At 54.6% G+C, this 17,400-nt stretch carries 16 protein-coding genes; 11 read left to right on the top strand and 5 right to left on the bottom strand.

All coding sequences use genetic code 11. The annotated features are described in order from the left end of the window. Nucleotides 1-12: 12 nt before the first annotated feature. From QQJ87_RS07850 to metE, 3 genes are all read right to left on the bottom strand, one after another. The gene (locus QQJ87_RS07850) at nt 13-1,764 is read right to left on the bottom strand and encodes a monovalent cation:proton antiporter-2 (CPA2) family protein (RefSeq protein ID WP_284281029.1); all 1,752 of its coding nucleotides are present in this window, start codon (nt 1,762-1,764) and stop codon (nt 13-15) included. 16 nt (nt 1,765-1,780) lie between these two features. Next, complete coding sequence (locus QQJ87_RS07845) at nt 1,781-2,974, bottom strand: acetyl-CoA C-acyltransferase (RefSeq protein ID WP_284281028.1); 1,194 nt, start codon at nt 2,972-2,974, stop codon at nt 1,781-1,783. Between the two features lie 80 nt (nt 2,975-3,054). Continuing rightward, on the bottom strand, nt 3,055-5,388 hold the full coding sequence (gene metE / locus QQJ87_RS07840) for a 5-methyltetrahydropteroyltriglutamate--homocysteine S-methyltransferase (RefSeq protein WP_284281027.1): 2,334 nt from the start codon (nt 5,386-5,388) through the stop codon (nt 3,055-3,057). Nucleotides 5,389-5,487: 99 nt separating this feature from the next. On the opposite strand from metE, the gene QQJ87_RS07835 reads away from it, so the two are divergent. The 9 genes from QQJ87_RS07835 (at nt 5,488) to QQJ87_RS07795 (ending at nt 13,162) form a co-directional block, all read left to right on the top strand. Further along, a complete protein-coding gene (locus QQJ87_RS07835) occupies nt 5,488-6,450 on the top strand; it encodes a LysR family transcriptional regulator (protein ID WP_284281026.1) in 963 nt (320 codons plus the stop codon). A 31-nt stretch (nt 6,451-6,481) separates the two neighbouring features. Beyond that, nucleotides 6,482-7,252, top strand: a complete 771-nt coding sequence (locus QQJ87_RS07830; RefSeq protein ID WP_284281025.1) for a 3-hydroxyacyl-CoA dehydrogenase — start codon at nt 6,482-6,484, stop codon at nt 7,250-7,252. A gap of 10 nt (nt 7,253-7,262) precedes the next feature. Next, nucleotides 7,263-8,414 carry an acyl-CoA dehydrogenase family protein gene (locus tag QQJ87_RS07825; RefSeq protein WP_284281024.1) on the top strand — a complete coding sequence of 384 codons (1,152 nt, stop codon included), beginning with the start codon at nt 7,263-7,265 and terminating at the stop codon, nt 8,412-8,414. A gap of 12 nt (nt 8,415-8,426) precedes the next feature. After that, complete coding sequence (locus QQJ87_RS07820) at nt 8,427-9,170, top strand: fused MFS/spermidine synthase (protein WP_284281022.1); 744 nt, start codon at nt 8,427-8,429, stop codon at nt 9,168-9,170. Between the two features lie 122 nt (nt 9,171-9,292). Continuing rightward, nucleotides 9,293-9,697, top strand: coding sequence for a flagellar basal body-associated FliL family protein (locus tag QQJ87_RS07815; protein ID WP_284281020.1), 405 nt, complete (start codon nt 9,293-9,295; stop codon nt 9,695-9,697). 86 nt (nt 9,698-9,783) lie between these two features. Next, a complete protein-coding gene (locus QQJ87_RS07810) occupies nt 9,784-10,224 on the top strand; it encodes a hotdog fold thioesterase (RefSeq protein WP_284281018.1) in 441 nt (146 codons plus the stop codon). 11 nt (nt 10,225-10,235) lie between these two features. After that, entirely contained in the window at nt 10,236-11,087 is an 852-nt protein-coding gene (locus QQJ87_RS07805; protein ID WP_284281017.1) for a class I SAM-dependent methyltransferase, read from the top strand. A gap of 85 nt (nt 11,088-11,172) precedes the next feature. After that, nucleotides 11,173-12,591, top strand: a complete 1,419-nt coding sequence (locus QQJ87_RS07800) for an ABC1 kinase family protein (protein WP_284281016.1) — start codon at nt 11,173-11,175, stop codon at nt 12,589-12,591. A 160-nt stretch (nt 12,592-12,751) separates the two neighbouring features. Then, the gene (locus tag QQJ87_RS07795; RefSeq protein WP_284281015.1) at nt 12,752-13,162 is read left to right on the top strand and encodes a hypothetical protein; all 411 of its coding nucleotides are present in this window, start codon (nt 12,752-12,754) and stop codon (nt 13,160-13,162) included. Between the two features lie 18 nt (nt 13,163-13,180). Here the strand turns inward: QQJ87_RS07795 and QQJ87_RS07790 are convergent, their stop codons facing one another. Continuing rightward, on the bottom strand, nt 13,181-14,254 hold the full coding sequence (locus tag QQJ87_RS07790) for an MBL fold metallo-hydrolase (protein WP_284281014.1): 1,074 nt from the start codon (nt 14,252-14,254) through the stop codon (nt 13,181-13,183). Between the two features lie 13 nt (nt 14,255-14,267). Next, a complete protein-coding gene (locus tag QQJ87_RS07785; RefSeq protein ID WP_284281013.1) occupies nt 14,268-14,549 on the bottom strand; it encodes a hypothetical protein in 282 nt (93 codons plus the stop codon). A 167-nt stretch (nt 14,550-14,716) separates the two neighbouring features. Between QQJ87_RS07785 and QQJ87_RS07780 the strand changes: the two genes are divergently transcribed. Both QQJ87_RS07780 and QQJ87_RS07775 read left to right on the top strand, forming a co-directional pair. Further along, a complete protein-coding gene (locus QQJ87_RS07780) occupies nt 14,717-15,415 on the top strand; it encodes a dienelactone hydrolase family protein (RefSeq protein ID WP_284281012.1) in 699 nt (232 codons plus the stop codon). Between the two features lie 122 nt (nt 15,416-15,537). Next, the gene (locus QQJ87_RS07775) at nt 15,538-17,400 is read left to right on the top strand and encodes an ATP-binding protein (protein WP_284281010.1); all 1,863 of its coding nucleotides are present in this window, start codon (nt 15,538-15,540) and stop codon (nt 17,398-17,400) included.

The raw sequence follows: 17,400 nt of genomic DNA, 5'->3' as shown, positions 1-17,400 counted from the left end.
TTCTCATGGCATTCAATCAGGCTGCTGGTCCTTGCGGAACAGCTCTTCGAGCTCTTGTCGACCGGTCAGGCCAATCTGAATCAGCTTATCAGGGTCTTCACCGGCCTTGGCCTGCTTTTCCAGCAATTTCCGATCGTGTTGCTCAAACAAATTGGCGGCTGACAGCGCCTGGCTGTCGCTGAAGCCCAGCGCAACCAGCGTTTCGGTGGCCGCTTCCAGTGCGCCAGCAAACACTTCACGGATCACCACCTTCGCGCCACTGGCTTTCAGCTTGATGTAATCAGCGCGGTTGTGGGCTCTTGCGATCAAGGTAATCTTGGGGTAGTTGTGGGTTACGTATTCCACCACGTTCAGGGCAATCATGGGTTCATCAATGGCCACCACCACAATGCGCGCTCGCGAAAGCCCGGCCGCCTCCATGATCTCGCGCCTTGCCGCGTCGCCATAAAACACCTTGTTGCCAAATCGTCGAACAAACTCAATGTGGTCAGCGTCTTTGTCCAGCGCCGTAAATGGAATGTGATTGGCCGCCAGAATACGGCCCGTCACCTGGCCAAACCGGCCAAATCCAAGAATCAGCACTTCAGGCGATTTTTCCTCAAAGCGGCTTTCCTTTTCAGGTGTTTTCAAGGCCTTTTTGTCCATGCGTCGCTCGGCCCAGATCACCACAGGGGAAGTCAGTGCCATGGAAAGGCCAACCACCAGGTTCACAAGGCCGGCCACGTGTGCATCCAGCAGTTTGTCCGACAAAGCCTGCGACATGATCACGAAACCAAATTCACCGCCCTGGCTGAGCATCAGGCCCAGCATCAGCGCACGCGACCACGGCACGCGGGCCAACATGACCAATGCCGCCACTACGGCCGCCTTCAGCGCCATCAAACCCAAGGTGCCCGCCATGACCGTCATTGGCTCGGTCCGCAAAAGCCCCAGGTTCAAGGTCATGCCGATTGAAATGAAAAACAGGCCGAGGCTGAGTCCCTTGAAGGGTTCAACATCGGCTTCCAGTTGATGGCGGAAAGTGGAGTTGGCCAGCATCATGCCCGCCAAAAAAGCGCCAAGGCCCATGGACAAGCCAGCCGAGTCCATCAGCACGGCTGCGCCCATCACAATCAGCAGTGCCACCACCGTCATGATTTCAGCGCCGCCATAGCGCGACATGAAGTTCAGGGCGGGGTTGATCAAGAACCGGGCAAACACCACCAAGAGGGTGACAGCCGCCGGCGCAATCCACCAGGGTAGGGCATCTGGCTTGTCGGCCATGGGGCTCAGGGCTTGAACCACAAAAAGAATGGGCACAACCGCCAGGTCTTGAAACAGCAAAATGGAAAAACCGCGACGGCCGTCCTCGTTGCCCATCATGCCCTTGTCGGCCATCAACTGCACCGCAAATGCCGTGGAAGACAAGGCCAGTGCCATGGACACCACCAGCGCACTGTTGCTGCCCATGCCAAAGCCTTTTGCCAGCACCAGGTAGCTGATGGCTGCTGTCAACAACAACTGCCCGCCACCCAGCAAGAGCACCTGCGCACGCATTGCCCACAATTTGGCGGGCTCCAGTTCGAGACCAATGACAAACAGCAGCAAGATCACGCCAATTTCAGAAAAGTGCAGCACATTTTCCGGATCATTGATCAGCCCCAAAACCGCAGGTCCGATTACGACACCCGCAGCCAGGTAACCCAAAATGGCACCCAGCCCCAGTCTTTTGAACAGGGGTACGGCGATGGCAGCCGCCAGCAGAAAATAGACAACACTCAGCATGGTGGGCTTTGAAGGGTCAGAGCATTTCGATGGCCATGGCAGTGGCCTCGCCACCCCCGATGCACAGGCTGGCCACGCCGAGCTTGCCACCCGTTTTTTTCAGGGCACCCATCAAAGTGCACAGAATTCGCGCGCCACTGGCACCGATCGGATGCCCCAAAGCGCAGGCTCCACCGTGGATGTTCACAATGTCTGCAGGCAAGCTGAGTTCAACCATGGCAGCCATGGTCACCACGGCAAAGGCCTCGTTGATTTCAAACAGGTCCACCGCCCCCACATTCAAACCGGTTTTGGTCAGCAGCTTCTGGATGGCGCCTACAGGCGCAGTGGTAAACAAGCTGGGCTTTTGGGCGTGGCTGGCGTGTCCCAGAATTCGGGCCAAGGGCTGTATGCCCATTTTGTTGGCTTGCGATTCATGCATCAACACGAGGGCAGCCGCCCCGTCTGAAATGGATGAGCTGTTGGCCGCTGTCACCGTGCCGGTGCCTGGTCTGAATGCGGGTTTCAAAGCAGGAATTTTGGCAGGGTCTGCCTTCAATGGCTGTTCATCGTGCGCAACCTGTTTGCTGCTGCCTTTTGCTGGCACTTCAATGGGCGCCACCTCCCAATCAAACGAACCGTCTTCAATGGCCCCTTTGGCGCGCGCCAGCGACCGCAGCGCAAATTCGTCCTGGGCCTGACGGCTGAATTCATAAGCGTCTGCGCAGTCTTGGGCAAAAGTGCCCATCAGGCGTCCCTTTTCATAGGCGTCCTCCAGACCGTCCAGAAACATGTGGTCCAGCACCTGCCCATGCCCCATGCGCAGGCCCGCACGGGCTTTCGGCAACAAGTAAGGGGCATTGCTCATGCTTTCCATGCCGCCCGCCACGGCCACGTTGGCACTGCCTGCACGCAAGGCATCGTGAGCCAGCATCACCGCTTTCATGCCAGACCCGCACATCTTGTTGACTGTGGTGCAGGCGCTGTCCAGCGGCAAGCCGGCAGCCAGTGCTGCCTGTCGGGCAGGGGCTTGCCCAAGCCCTGCGGGCAGCACGCATCCCATGATGACTTCTTCAAGATGTTCGGGCAGCAAGCCATTGCCCGTTCTCAGCAATGCCTGTTGTATGGCATGTGCGCCAAGCTCCGGGGTGGAAAGGGCCGACAGCGCCCCTTGAAAGCCACCCATCGGCGTTCTTGCTGCACCCACAATGACGATTGAATCCTGTTGCATGTTGTCTCCAGAAATAGGCCGAATGATTATGGGCTCTATTTTTACTTGGACACAGGCATTTCAACTGGCCCGCAAGTCATTTATGCGCAAAGTTTTACATTCTGGTGAAGTGTTCGAAGCGTCTTGGCAGCCTGCATCATCACATGCAGGGCCTCCAGTGTCTCGGGCCAGCCTCGGGTTTTGAGGCCACAGTCCGGATTGATCCAGAGTTGAGCGGGATCGATCACCTCAGCCGCCTTTTGCATCAATCGAACCAATTCGCCCACTGCTGGTACGCGTGGTGAATGAATGTCGTACACGCCAGGCCCTATGTCATTGGGGTAACTGAATTCACCAAATCCGCGAAGCAATTCCATGTCAGACCGACTGGTTTCGATGGTGATTACATCGGCGTCCATGGCTGCAATATTCGGCAAGATGTCATTGAATTCGGCGTAACACATGTGCGTGTGAATTTGCGTTTCGTCTTTGACCCCACAGGCACTGATTCGGAAGGCCAGCGTTGCCCAATCCAGGTAGGCCGCTTGGTCTTTTTTTCGCAAAGGCAGACCTTCACGGTAGGCGGGCTCGTCGATCTGGATCATGCCAATGCCTGCGCATTCCAGATCGATCACTTCGTCGGCGATCGCCAAGGCAATTTGCTTCGCAGTCTCTGACCTTGCCTGGTCGTCACGCACAAAGCTCCACTGCAAAATGGTCACCGGGCCAGTCAGCATGCCCTTCACGGGTCGCTTGCTCAAGCTTTGGGCAAACACGCTGGTGTCCACGGTCATGGGGGCAGGGCGGCTTACATCGCCGTACAGAATGGGCGGTTTCACGCACCTCGACCCGTAAGATTGAACCCATCCGTTGGCGGAGAATGCAAATCCGTCCAGTCGTTCACCGAAAAATTCCACCATGTCATTGCGTTCCGGTTCGCCATGCACCAGCACATCCAGCCCCAGCACTTCCTGTTTTTGAATGCAGTCTGCGATGGCGTTGCGAATCTCAGTGTCATAGGCGTTCTGGTCGATCAGGCCAGCCTTCAAGCGTTTGCGCAGTGCCCGAATGTCTGCCGTTTGTGGGAAAGATCCAATTGTGGTGGTGGGAAAAGCGGGCAGGTTGAAGCGCTGTTGTTGCACGGCCCGTCTGACCTTGAAAGGACTTTGTCTGGAAAACGACAGCCCTTCAGTGGCCTTCACCCGCGCCTTGACTGCCGGTTTGTGCACCCAGTTGCTCGAATGTCGTTCGGCCACTGCGGCCTGGTGTCTGGCCAGTGCCGTTGCTGTTTCAGTGCTCAGCGCCTTGCCATGCAACAGGGCGTTGGCAGCCTGTTTAAGCAGCTCGATTTCACCCAGTTTTTCAATGGCACCACTCAGCCAGTTGCGCACGGCGGGCAACACCCCAGTGTCATCGGCCAAGGTGTAAGGGCAATGCAAAAGGCTGCAATTGCTGGACAACCACACCTCATTTTTGCCTGAATCAAATGCCGCCGTGACGTGTTTCAAAGCCTGTTCCAGATCCGTTTTCCAGATGTTGCGACCATCGACGAGGCCCAGCGACAACACCTTGTAGTTCGGCAACCAATCCAGCACGGCGGGCAGGTCTTTCAGGCCCCGCACGCAGTCCAGGTGCAAGCCATCCACCGGTAATTTGCACGCCTGGCTAATGTGGCCCTCCAGTTCTGAAAAATACGTGCCCAGCAAGATGGGTAAACCACCCCGTTTCAGGCTGTTGTACGTTGAATCAAACAGCGCCAACGTGCTTGCAGGCAGGTCAAGCCCCAACACGGGTTCGTCCAGTTGCACCCACTGGGCGCCGGCTTGCTTCAGCTGGCCAAGCAGTGTTGTGTACTGGTCCACAAGGGCATCAAGAAGGTTCAGAGGCTCAAAATCCGGCTGTTTGCTTTTGCCCAGCAACAGCAATGTGATCGGCCCGATCAGGGTGATCTTGATTGGGTGCTGCAGCAACTTTGCCTGAGCCAACTGGTCCAGCAGGGCCTCCGCATGCAGGTTAAAACGGGTTTCATCGTCAAATTCCGGCACCATGTAGTGGTAGTTGGTGTCGAACCATTTGGTCATTTCCAGGGCAAAGGTGTCTGCGTGGCAGGCGCATTGGCTGGCTTTGGGTCGCTTGCCGCGCACCATGTGGAAGTAGTTGTCCAGTGGCGAACCCTCTTCATGCCTGAATCGCGGTGGAATACAGCCGAACAGGGCGATGTGGTCGGCCACGTGGTCATACAGGCTGAAATCACCGACAGTAATAAAGTCCAGGCCTTGATCGATCTGTGTTTGCCAATGGGCCAGACGCAGCGCTGTCGCCGTGTCCAACAATTCGCGCTGGCTGATTTCACCTCGCCAGTGTTTTTCCAATGCAAATTTCAGCTCGCGTTGCGCGCCAATTCTTGGGTAACCCGCAATGTGTGTCTTGATCATGATGAGTTGTGTCCGCTTCAAAGTTGAGGCTTGTCATCATGGCGATCTCATGGGTATTATTCAAACGAATATTTTTCCTAATTTTAATGAATTTCATTCATGTCTAAATCCATACTTGAACTGCGTCACTTGCGCACCCTGCTGGCCATTGATCAAACGGGGGGTTTGTCGCGTGCCGCGGATCTGCTGCACCTCACTCAATCGGCGGTTTCTCATCAAATCAAGGCGCTGGAGGATCACTTCGACGATGCACTTTTGAATCGAAGCGCAGGCGGCACCCGATTCACGCCCCTGGGCATGCAGCTGTTGACGCTGGCCAGGCAAGTACTGCCCGAAGTGGATCGTGTTGAACTGAACATTCAAAAGATGCGTGTGGGTGGTAGCGGGCCGCTGCGCATCGCGGTTGAATGCCACACCTGTTTTGACTGGTTGATGCCTTCCATGGACGTCTATCGGGAGCGGTGGCCCGAGGTCGAGCTGGACATCGTGTCAGGATTTCACGCAGACCCGGTGGGTTTATTGCACCGTGGAGAGGCTGAACTCGCCATTGTGTCCGAGGCGCAGGCCGAGCAGGGCGTTGCTTTTGAACCTCTTTTTGCCTATGAAATTGTGGGCGTGGTCGCCAATGAGTCCCCTCTGGCTGCCAAACCCTGGCTTGAACCTGCTGACTTTGCAGACGAGGTCTTGATCACTTACCCCGTGCCCGACGACATGCTGGATGTGTTGCGGCACTTTCTGCATCCTGCCAACGTTCGGCCGCACCGGCGCAGCAGTGAACTGACGGTGGCGCTTCTGCAACTGGTCGCCAGCAAACGGGGTGTTTCTGCTTTGCCGCGCTGGGCGGTCAAACCTTACGTGGATCGACAATACGTCACCCAGTTGAAGCTCGGGTCCAAAGGGCTTCAGGCCGAGCTCCATGCGGCCATGGTGGCTTCACACGCCCACAAGCCCTACATGCAGGATTTTGTTCGAATCATGCGCGAGGTCAGCCTGAAAGCGCTGGAAGGTGTACGCGCACTATCGAACGATCGTTCATTTTCAGGTAACCTTTCACCACATTGAATAGAACAACATGCAGCACAAGGAGACGAGCATGAACCTGAATGACAAAGTGGCCGTGGTAACCGGCGGAGCCAGTGGACTGGGATTGGCCAGCGTGGAGCAATTTCTGGCCAAAGGCGCACGCGCCGTCGTTTTTGACATGAATGAAGAAGCCGGGCAGGCACTTGCACAAAAGCACCCGGGCAAGGTTTTGTTTTTCAAGGTCAATGTGGCCGATGAGGACTCTGTGCAACACGCCATTTCCACCACCGTGAAAGAATTTGGCGGCATCCATGTGCTTGTCAATTGCGCAGGCATTGGCGCTGCAGGCAAAACGCTGGACCGAGACAGCAAAGCCCTGCCTTTGGCAGCCTTTGCCAAAACCATTCAGGTCAACCTGATTGGTTCATTCAACGTGGCCCGACTTGCCGCCGAAGAAATGGCCAAAAACCAGCCTGACGCCGATGGACAGCGTGGCGTGATCATCAACACCGCGTCAGTGGCTGCGTTTGATGGACAAACCGGCCAGGCGGCTTATTCCGCCAGCAAAGGTGGGGTGGTCGGTATGACGCTGCCGATGGCGCGCGATCTTGCCCGTTATGGCATCCGTGTGAATACCATTGCCCCTGGCATTTTCGACACGCCCATGATGCAGGGTGTGTCTGACGAATACCGTCAACCGCTGATTGCCATGGTTCAGAACCCCAAACGGTTTGGTAACCCGGCCGAGTATGGTTCCCTGTGCGTGTCCATCTGCCAAAACGCGTATCTGAATGCTGAAACCATCCGTCTGGATGGTGGTATCCGCATGCAAGCCAAGTAAGGAGTTCAACATGGGACGCATGGAACACATCGACGAAGACTTGACGCTGTATCGCGACATGCTGATTCGCTGCCTGGAGCGCGAAGTGCTGCCGCACTATGACCGATGGGAAAAGCAGGGCCACATGCCGCGAGAGGTTTGGAACATGCTGGGTGCTGCCGGTATGCTTGGCCCCGACATGCCGGAAGAATATGGCGCGGCAGGCGCCCCGTTCGAAGTCAACCTGATGATTCTGGAGGAAACCTGCCGCCTTGGGCTGGCTGGTTTAAGCACAGGCTTGAACGTGCACGCGAACATTGTGATGCCTTACGTCAACAACATCGGCACACCAGAGCAAAAGGCGTATTGGCTACCCAAAATGGCCACGGGCGAGGTCATCGGCGCCATTGGCATGACCGAACCAGGCGCTGGCAGTGATCTCGCAGGCATGCGCACCAACGCAGTTCGCGACGGCGATGAATATGTCATTAACGGCTCCAAGATTTTTATCACCAATGGTTTGAACGCAGGCTTGGTGGTGCTGGCTGCCAAAACCGACCCCAGCAAGGGTGCAAAGGGTATTTCCCTGTTTCTTGTGGACACCAGCCTGCCCGGTTTCAAAAAGGGCAAGGGCATTGAAAAGATCGGCCAGCACACCAGCGACACCGCTGAATTGTTTTTTGACAATTTGAGGGTGCCTGCCAGCGCTTTGCTGGGCGAAGAAAACAAAGGCTTTGTGTACCTGATGCAAGAGCTGCCACGAGAGCGAGTTGGTGTGGCCACCCAGGCTGTCGGTGCATGTGAAGGGGCCATGGCGCTGACCGTGGATTACGTTACCCAGCGCAAGGCCTTCGGGCAAGCGGTGTCGCAATTCCAGAACACCCGCTTCAAGATGGCCGAGCTTCGGGCAGAGATTGAATTGGTGAAAGCCTACCTGGCCCAATGCACAGCGCGGTGCAAAGCCGGCGTCATGAGCACCGAGGAAGCCTCCATCCTGAAGTTGACCAGCACAGAATTGCAGTGCAAGGTCACTGACACTTGTCTGCAGCTGTTTGGTGGCTATGGCTACACCCAGGAATATCCGATTTCCCGTTTTTACCTCGACGCACGCGTACAAACCATCTATGCAGGCACCTCTGAGATCATGAAAGAAATGATCGCCAGGGGCGTGCTGGGGCGATAGGCTGCGGGCTGAATGGAAATTTTGATCAGCGAAGAGAAGGGCGTTCGACAGCTTCACTTCGGTAGCCAGTGGGTGCAGGGGGCCATGCGGCTCTCTCGCCCTGACGCGCTTGAGCTGCAGTACACCCGTGAAATGATGCTGCCTTTGCTGTTCAATCAGCAACCCTGGTGGCCTCGCTCTGCCTTGTTCATCGGGCTGGGGGTGGGGGCCATGCCCCGGTTTTTGCGCAAGCACCGTCCTCAGTGCCGTATTCAAGTCGTTGAAATTGAACCCGCCGTTGTGGCTGCAGCCCGCATGCATTTCAAGCTACCGCCCAATTCAGATCACTTTGATGTGAAGTTGGGTTGCGGCGCAACCCACATGGCCGAGACAAGTGAACAATTCGACCTGATATTTATTGATGGTTTTGATGAAAATGCATGTGTAGGACCCTTGAATTCAAAAGAATTTTATGGGAACTCGCTGTCCCGGTTGCAAGAGGGCGGCTGGGTGGTTGCCAACCTCTTGAGCAATCAAAAAGACAGTGCACAGTCCATCGAGCGATTTCAGGCCGCCTTTGATCAAAAAGCCATCATTTTACCGCCTTGCAGCAGTGGCAATGTCATTGCAATTGGTGGGCGTGATATTCCAGAACTCAGTAATTTAAATGAGTTATCTGATTTATCTAATAAATTACTTGAAGAGACGGGCTTAAATCTTTCGAAATCAGTACAAAAGCTGGTTCAGGCCATTCAGCTGCTTTCCAAAAAGACATAACACAGCAAAAAACCCCTGGCTTTTCTTGCCTTGGTCGCAGCTTGCCAGTGTGTAAACTTTGTTCGTCCCGATTATTTTATTCATTGACTTCCATGTTCTTTTTCAAAAGCCGATGGCCCAAAATGGCCGCGCTCGCGTGCGCCTTGATTTTCATGCACCCTGCATTTTCAGAGGGCGGTGGCGAGAAGGCCTCCGAGAACGCTGGCGGCCCTGGCTTCTTCACCATGCCGCCTGTGGTGGTGAATCTCGCCGGTCAGGACATCGATCACTATTTGCAGGTTTCCATCGTTTTTCAAACCAGTCAGCCCGGTGTGGTTGAAAAGCTCAAAGAATATGAGCCCATTCTTCGCAGCCGAACCATCCTCGTGCTCAGCAGCAAACGTCGAAAAGACGTGGATTCCCTGAAAGGGCGACAGCTGCTGACAGACGAACTGGTTGATATGGCGCGCGTGACTGTGCCTGGGGAAGACAAGGCGCCTGACAAAGGCATCAAAGACGTGCTATTGACGGCTTTCGTCATCCAGTAATCAACGACGTGGTGTTTGCAAGCGGGTGGGTTCCTTTTGTGTTTACAATGGTTGATTAACTGATCAGCCCCACACAGGAGCCCCGAATGAGCGACAAGCCCATCTGGTTTTCAAATCCCGACCTCAAAACACTGAACGCCTTGGGCGAGAACAACGCCGTCAGCCACCTTGGTATTGAAATCACTGAAATTGGCCCGAATTTTTTGCGTGGCACCATGCCTGCCGACCATCGCACCTTTCAGCCCTACGGCCTGATTCATGGCGGTGCCAACGTGGTGCTGGCTGAAACCTTGGGCAGCGTGGGCGCCAACATGGTGGTCAACCCGATGGAATGCTATTGTGTCGGTCAAGAGGTCAACGCCAACCACCTGCGTGGCGTGCGCAGCGGCAAGGTAACAGGCACAGCAAGCCTTGTTCACGCAGGGCGCACCTCACAGGTGTGGTCCATCGAGATCAAGGATGAAGAGGGCCGCTTGACCTGCATTTCCCGCCTGACCATGGCTGTCGTACCCCACAAACGAAACTGAGCGGAGAAAGCATGTTCTCATTGCGTGTGGGGTCTGCCCGTATCAGCCCGACCGCGTTGTACACCGCCCAGGTCTGGCAAGAAAACCAGCGTTCCGTGCCCGAATTGCAATCTTGGGCTTCTCGCGCTTTGTACTCCGCCTTGTGGCCGGCCATGCGCACGTCTCAATGGTTTGGCGGCCCAACTCTGACTGATTTTCTGCTGGCGCGCCACGATCTGATTGATCACTGCCTGACGCAAGCGATTGATTCTGGTCAAATCAGCCACGTGGTCGAAATTGCGGCAGGCCTGTCTCCTCGGGGTTGCCGCTATGTGGACCGTTACGGCAGCAAACTGACCTACATTGAGGCCGATTTGCCCGCCATGGCCCAGCAAAAGGCCAACTTGTTGAAAGACCGCTTGTCCCACAATAGCAATCACCATGTGGTGCCCATCGATGCATTTCAATCGAAGGGCGATGAAAGTCTGGCAGGCATTCTCGCGCGGTTTAAACCGACGAGTGGCGTGGCCATCGTGACGGAAGGTTTGCTCAACTATTTCGACAGACCCAGTGTGCTGACACTGTGGCACAACATTGCTGCGGTAGCCGCTGCATATCCCAATTCCATTTACCTCAGCGACCTTCATTTTGCAGGCCACAACAACGATTTGGCCAGCCAGTTGTTTGCAAAGGCTTTGGGTTATTTTGTTCAGGGCAGGGTGCACCTGCATTTTCAAAATGAGGCCGAGCTGCAACAGGCGCTTGCACCCATCGCCTTGCATTGTGAGGTGCTGGACCCGCGTTCTTTCAAGCAGGAAATTCCGGCTTGCCAGGCTCGTGGTGCCGGTTTGGTGCGGGTCTTGAAGATGACTTTGAAGGCCTGACAGTGGTGAATTAGAGGGTTTTTACCGGAATCAGGCCAACCCAGCCTTATACAATATTGACCTTCTCCAACAGACACACAGCGGCATGACCAACAAAGGCAAATCCGATTCAACACCCGTGGACGTGAATGACCAGACTGGCGCGCTAGACCGCATCAAGACTGGCGCATTTGAGCGCAACCTGGCGTTGACGAAAATGGGTGCCGGCGCGGGTGCAAACATCGCCAAACATGCCTTTCGGAATTTGTTCAGAAGCGGCGAATCCAAAGATCAAGCCAATCGCGAATTCTACAAACGGCAGGCCGACCAATTGGTCGATGAACTTGGTAAATTGAAGGGCAGTGTCATGAAGGCCGGTCAGATGCTCTCGCTTTACGGTCAGTATTTTCTGCCTGAAGAAGCGGTTGAGGCCTTGTCCAGTCTTCAGGACAACACGCCCGCGGTGTCCTGGTCTTTTGTTGAGCCGCAACTTCTGGAAATTCTGGGGGCTAAGGCCGTCGGCAAACTGGACATTGCCCGAAAGCCCATTGCAGCGGCCTCACTGGGGCAGGCGCATTTGGCCACCGTGGTCGAGACGGGCGAGCAAGTGGTTGTCAAAATTCAATACCCCGGCGTGGCCAATGCCATTGGCAGTGACATTCGGACGCTCGCTCGTTTGGTGTCTGCGACCCGGCTTGCGCCCAAAGCGCTTGACCTTACGGATGTGTTCAATGAGTTGCGCGACATGCTTGAACGTGAGTGCGACTACGATCTGGAGCGTCAATTCACGGAGGCTTTTCACGAACGCTTGGCGAGCGATTCACGCTTCATCGTGCCCAAAGTCTATCCCGAGTTCTCTGGCGCGCGCGTGCTGACCACCCGTTACGAGCCCGGTTTGTCTGTGTCATCCCCGCAGGTTCAGGCCCTGTCGCAGGAAAGGCGCAACAGGATCGCCAAAGCGTTCGTCGATTTGTTCGTGACCGAGTTTTTTGACTGGAACATGGTTCAAACGGATCCGCATTTCGGCAATTACCGGGTTCGGATTGATGAATCGGGTGAAAACGACCAGATCGTGGTGCTCGACTTTGGAGCCACGCGATATTTCGAAAAGTCGTTTGTGGACAGCTATGCCAAAATCGTCCGTGGATCGCTGGACGCCGATCGTGATGAAATCGTCGAAGGTGTACTCGACATCGGCTTGATGGAAAGAAGCACTCCCGATTCGGTGTTGCGTGGTTTTGGTGAGTTGACCGAATTGATCGTTGAGCCTTTCCGGAAGCCCTTCGACCCCCGGGTGCCCGAAAGGCTTTACACCCCAGGCGGAGCCTACTGCTTTGGCCCTACAGATCTGCCTGCTCGGGTGGGTCAAAAGGCAGCCCTGAAAATGATGTCAGTCCATTTCAAGATTCCCCCTCAGGAAATCATCTTTTTGCACCGACGAATTGTGGGTGTGCTGGTGACACTGCGCACCTTGAGGGCAGAATTGCGCCTTCATGAGCTGTTGAAACCGTATTTATACGCCTGACTTCCTTCCTCTAAACTGTTGTTAATGAACTGAAGTTCATTAAATACGGGTTATTTCTTATTGCAATAAATGTTATTCAATGCAATATTAATGTTGTAATTTCCATGTGCATATGGTGAAATACAACCTCTGAGTTTGTCCTAGACAAAAAGGCGATCCCATGAAACAAGAACGCAACGCAATCGGTGTGGTGGTACTAGAACCCAACAGTGATCTGTTGAAAAAATTGTGCTTGTCCGCCATGTCTGTGTGGGGTGCCCACGAGGTGTTGCCCAGACAAACAGGTCGCCAGTTGCGCGTTGCAGCGGTTCACCTGGATGTGGGTGTCGTGGTAGTCCGTTCAAGCGTACAGCGGTCATGTCCATTGGTTCAGCAATATTTGGCGGAACTGGTTGCTCGCGGTACCCAGCTGTTGGTGATCCAAGACACGCCTTACCCCTTGAACACCGAGAAAGCGGTTAGCTTGGGCAAACTGCATTTCTTTTACAACGGCCTGAGCGAAGACGAGTTCAAGGCGCTGTTAACCCGATGCCTGGTAAGCCAGTACATGCCTAGCGCACTTGAAAATTAATTTGTCTTAGGCAAAACCCTACCTTTTCAGCAGCATAGCACCACCTTGCGGTAGTAACACAAAGTCGTCGTCGGCCAAGCCTGCGGCGGCTTTTGCTTTTTGCAGGTCACCAATGGGTTGGTCCAGCGGCTCGTCTGTGAGTTCAAAGGTGCCCCAGTGAACGCCCAGCGATTGGCGTGACCTGACGTCTTTGTGAATCTGTACGGCTTCTTCGGGGTCAATGTGTTGCGCTTTCATGAACCAGCGCGGCTGATAAGCGCCAATGGCAATGGCACTGAGGTCAAACGGACCAAGCCTTTCGCCAATTTGTTTGAAGTCGTCCCCATAACCTGTGTCGCCGGTGAAGTAAAAGCTGAGCGCTTTGTTTTTGACGACCCATCCACCCCACAGTGTGCAGTTGCGATCAAGTAAAGTTCGGGCTGACCAATGCCTGGCTGGTACAAAGGTGATCTCAGACCCTTTGACCACCACCGTGTCCCACCAGTCCATTGCTTTGACGTGCGCTATGCCCCAGCTTTGCAGGGTTTTTTCGACGCCCAGTGGCACCAGGAAAAGGGTGTTGGGTTGTTGCTTGGCAATCGCTTTAACCGTGTCTTCGTCGAGGTGATCGTAGTGGTTGTGGCTGATCATTACCACGTCAACAGGAGGAAGTTCTTCGGCAGACACAGGGCTGGGCACTTTTCGCTTTGGGCCAGCCCACTGCACTGGAAATGATCTTTCCGAAAATTGAGGATCGGTCAGGGCCGTGATACCGCCACCCTTGATCAGCACACTGGCATGGCCAAGCCAGGCCACCTCTCGTTGATGTTCATGCTCAAAGGCGGCGGTGTCGAAGTGTTCGTGAGGCATGTCAGCGTAACTTTTGACATACTCGCCCGGCGGGGGAGGCAGCGATTTGCCAAATCGCTCCCGATACCAGCGCATCAAGTCTGAAAACGACTTGGACACTGTAGAGCCGTCCGAGTTGACGAACCCATCTGGGCGGTGATGCGATTTTTTGGGGTCGTAATAAGGGTTGCTGGTGGCGCAGCCCTGAGTTAAGGCGCCAACGAATACAATCGCACTCAGGGTAACCGGCCACTTCAATGACATCAAAACAATCCCTTCAAGACTTGGCGTGCACTCCAAGCCAAACCAGCAAGGGGACGCCCACGTAGAGCAAACACAAGATTCTGAAACGATCCATGGACTCTACCGGATTTCCAATTTGAGTGCCAAGGTCGTTGATCTGGATGCCAAGTTGTGAAAGGGGGGCAGTACTTGCAAGTTCCAGCGCGGGTGTGGCTTGGCTTGCATGGGCCAGGTGGGTGGCAAACACCATGGGCTCGATTACCCATGCACAGCAAGCAAACCACATTGCCAAAGCCAGTATGTATCTGATTTTCATTGTTGTTGTCCTCGTATTTATTTCCCTGTGAAAATACTGTACATGAAAGGCTGTTAGTTTGTACAGTATTTTTTGAGGTGTCGGTTTTAGATCTGTTTGCCCGATCAAACAGTTGCCATTGCTACAATTGAGCTTCCTTCTCAAGTAGCAACAAGGAGTTTTCAAACATGACATCCCGTCAAATCAAGATCGACTCAGCCGAATGCGGCGACTTTAACGGTTATCTCGCACTTCCCCCCGCGGGGCATGGCCCAGCCATTTTGCTCATTCAGGAAATCTTTGGTGTCAACGACCATATTCGCGCAGCGGCAGACCAATATGCGCTCGATGGTTTTGTGGTGCTTGCGCCCGATGTGTTTTGGCGTGCTGAAGCCGGGTTGAATTTGGGTTACGACGAAGCAGGATTCAAAAAGGGTTTGGGGCTGATGCAGGGCATGGATTTCAATCTGGCTGTTAAAGACCTGGTTACGGCCGCTGGTGTGTTGAAGGCCCTGCCCGAGGTGAAGGGCAAGTTGGCCAGCCTTGGGTATTGCATGGGTGGTTTCCTGTCCTATCTGGTGGCGGCTCAAGGGGCGGTGGATGCGGCAGTGTGTTACTACGGCGGAGGTATTCATGGCGCGTTGGATCAGGCCGCCAAGATCGACCAACCCATCCTGATGCACTTTGCGGAAAAGGATGGGTATATTCCCGCGGAGGCTGTTGAGAGTGTTCGCCAGGCCTTTAAGGGCAGATCCAATGCGTCCATTCACACTTACCCAGAAGTAGACCATGGGTTTAACTGCTGGGCCCGTGCAATGTACAATCAAAAAGCGTCAGCGCTTGCACATGGCCGCACGCTGCAGTTCCTTTCGGAACAGATTGCTTAAATACAGTGAATGGCCAGCCTGGTGGCTGGCTTCATTCCACACATAGGGCCAGTCGCTTGCAGAACGATCATCTGAATTTCCAGCAGTTTCTTAAAGCGTCACGTTTGGCTTTTTCCGGGGCCATGCGTGAACGACCTGTGGCGCTCGTCGTGCTGCTGTTTTCAGTTGCCGCCTCGGTCATCTTCTGGTCTCAACTGTCCGCACTTGCACCGATCGGACAAATCTTCTGGTTGGTCATGACCTGTGCCGTCGTTGCGGTCATTGTTGCGGCGGTCATCCATGCGTGGGCTTTGGATTTTCTGACCCGGTACACTCGCCAGATTGGAGTCGAATTGCCGGATGCAAACAAGGAATCGGCGTTTGGACTGGTAAAAGCGGTATTGGGCCAGGTTCGGCAAGAACGACAAGTCAATGATCTGATGCTTCGCCGCGTTCAATCCGAGCAATTCAGGCTTGACGCCATGGAACTGTGCTTGAACGGTTTTACCTTCGAGATCCAGAAAGAAGGCCATGAGGAAGTGGTGCTGCGCCAAATTTCCAAACAGATCAATCGCTTCTTCCGCAGTCCGCTTGCAACCATCGAGAGCAATTGGCAGGTGTTGCTTGATGAAATCGAGCCACGTTACCACGCCGCTGTCGCGCAGGTAATCCGGTTGGAGCAGGTGTTTCCCAGTCAGCAAAGTATCGTGTTTAAAACACGCAGGGCCATCGACAGCGCAGCCTGCTTTCTGCAATTGACGGTCATGCAGCACCCCGACGTCGCCAACGGTGCGGCCTTTGCCGTGTGCCGTGATGTAACCGATCTTGTGGCTGCCCGTGAGAAGGCAGAGCAAGCCGACAGTGCCAAGTCCGAGTTTCTGGCCACCATTTCCCATGAATTGCGCACACCACTCAACGCAATTGTCGGTTTCTCCCGGCTGCTCAGCGAGCAGGTGACAGATGAAACACTGCGTGCCGACATTCAAAGCATCATTACCTCCGGTGAGGGCTTGCACGTCATTCTCAATGACATCATTGATTACTCACGGATACAGGCCGACGGCTTGCGCCTGGAAGTGAAGTCTTTCGACGTGGCTGAAATGCTGGGGGAACTGCACAAAATCAATTCAAGCGTTGCACTTAAAAAGGGTCTGGAATTCACCTTTCTGAATGAGATGACAGAAACCAGCTGTGTCAGTGGCGATTCCAACCGGTTGAGACAAGTCGTTCAAAATTTGGTCTCGAACGCATTGAAATTCACGGATTCGGGGTTTGTCCAGCTCCGCCTTTCAAATTCGCCCGCAGCGCATCATCAGTTGGAGCTGTTTGTCGAAGTATCAGACAGTGGCATCGGCATCAGTGACACGCACATGAGAACCATTTTTGACCGTTTTTCACAAGGCAGCCGAAGCATTCACCGCCAGTTCGGTGGGTCTGGGCTGGGTCTTGCCATTTCCAAGGGGCTGGTTGAAAAAATGGGCGGGCGGATCGACGTCAGTTCTGAACCTGGGGTGGGCTCTGTGTTCACGGTGCGTCTGGTCATGCCCATGAGCAGTTGTGTCGACAAGCCTGCTGCCGCACGTTCGGCCGTCAAGACCGAGTCGCTGCATGTGCTGGTGGTTGATGATCACCCCATGAACCGCAAATTGCTGGATCGTTTTCTCAGCAAACGTGGCCACACTGTGGTGCAGGCGGAAGGGGGTGAGCAGTCAGTCGAACTGGCGAACTCTGAGCGGTTTGACCTGATTTTGATGGACATCGACATGCCAGACATGGATGGTCACGAGGCAACGCGCGCGATCAGGGCGGGGGACGGAAAAAGCCAGGCCTCGTTCATTTGCGCCTTGTCAGGACTCAGTGATGAATACAATCGCCAGCTGTCCACTCAATCGGGTATGAATCGCCATTTGACCAAGCCCGTGTCGTTCGATGAGGTGGATGAAATCGCCAGCATGCTAAGCGCGAGACGGCAAATGTCCGCCACGAAGAGCACCCTTCAGACCTAG

It is taken from the genome of Limnobacter litoralis (genome assembly GCF_030160455.1).
Classification (GTDB): Bacteria; Pseudomonadota; Gammaproteobacteria; order Burkholderiales; family Burkholderiaceae_B; genus Limnobacter; species Limnobacter litoralis.
This window is presented reverse-complemented; position numbering and strand designations above follow the sequence as displayed.

Excerpts from the sequence above, each read along its gene's own strand:
- QQJ87_RS07850 (WP_284281029.1), bottom strand. The coding sequence starts at position 1,764 with ATGCTGAGTGTTGTCTATTTTCTGCTGGCGGCTGCCATCGCCGTACCC.
- QQJ87_RS07845 (WP_284281028.1), bottom strand. The coding sequence starts at position 2,974 with ATGCAACAGGATTCAATCGTCATTGTGGGTGCAGCAAGAACGCCGATG.
- metE (WP_284281027.1), bottom strand. The coding sequence starts at position 5,388 with ATGATCAAGACACACATTGCGGGTTACCCAAGAATTGGCGCGCAACGC.
- QQJ87_RS07835 (WP_284281026.1), top strand. The coding sequence starts at position 5,488 with ATGTCTAAATCCATACTTGAACTGCGTCACTTGCGCACCCTGCTGGCC.
- QQJ87_RS07830 (WP_284281025.1), top strand. The coding sequence starts at position 6,482 with ATGAACCTGAATGACAAAGTGGCCGTGGTAACCGGCGGAGCCAGTGGA.
- QQJ87_RS07825 (WP_284281024.1), top strand. The coding sequence starts at position 7,263 with ATGGGACGCATGGAACACATCGACGAAGACTTGACGCTGTATCGCGAC.
- QQJ87_RS07820 (WP_284281022.1), top strand. The coding sequence starts at position 8,427 with ATGGAAATTTTGATCAGCGAAGAGAAGGGCGTTCGACAGCTTCACTTC.
- QQJ87_RS07815 (WP_284281020.1), top strand. The coding sequence starts at position 9,293 with ATGGCCGCGCTCGCGTGCGCCTTGATTTTCATGCACCCTGCATTTTCA.
- QQJ87_RS07810 (WP_284281018.1), top strand. The coding sequence starts at position 9,784 with ATGAGCGACAAGCCCATCTGGTTTTCAAATCCCGACCTCAAAACACTG.
- QQJ87_RS07805 (WP_284281017.1), top strand. The coding sequence starts at position 10,236 with ATGTTCTCATTGCGTGTGGGGTCTGCCCGTATCAGCCCGACCGCGTTG.
- QQJ87_RS07800 (WP_284281016.1), top strand. The coding sequence starts at position 11,173 with ATGACCAACAAAGGCAAATCCGATTCAACACCCGTGGACGTGAATGAC.
- QQJ87_RS07795 (WP_284281015.1), top strand. The coding sequence starts at position 12,752 with ATGAAACAAGAACGCAACGCAATCGGTGTGGTGGTACTAGAACCCAAC.
- QQJ87_RS07790 (WP_284281014.1), bottom strand. The coding sequence starts at position 14,254 with ATGTCATTGAAGTGGCCGGTTACCCTGAGTGCGATTGTATTCGTTGGC.
- QQJ87_RS07785 (WP_284281013.1), bottom strand. The coding sequence starts at position 14,549 with ATGAAAATCAGATACATACTGGCTTTGGCAATGTGGTTTGCTTGCTGT.
- QQJ87_RS07780 (WP_284281012.1), top strand. The coding sequence starts at position 14,717 with ATGACATCCCGTCAAATCAAGATCGACTCAGCCGAATGCGGCGACTTT.
- QQJ87_RS07775 (WP_284281010.1), top strand. The coding sequence starts at position 15,538 with ATGCGTGAACGACCTGTGGCGCTCGTCGTGCTGCTGTTTTCAGTTGCC.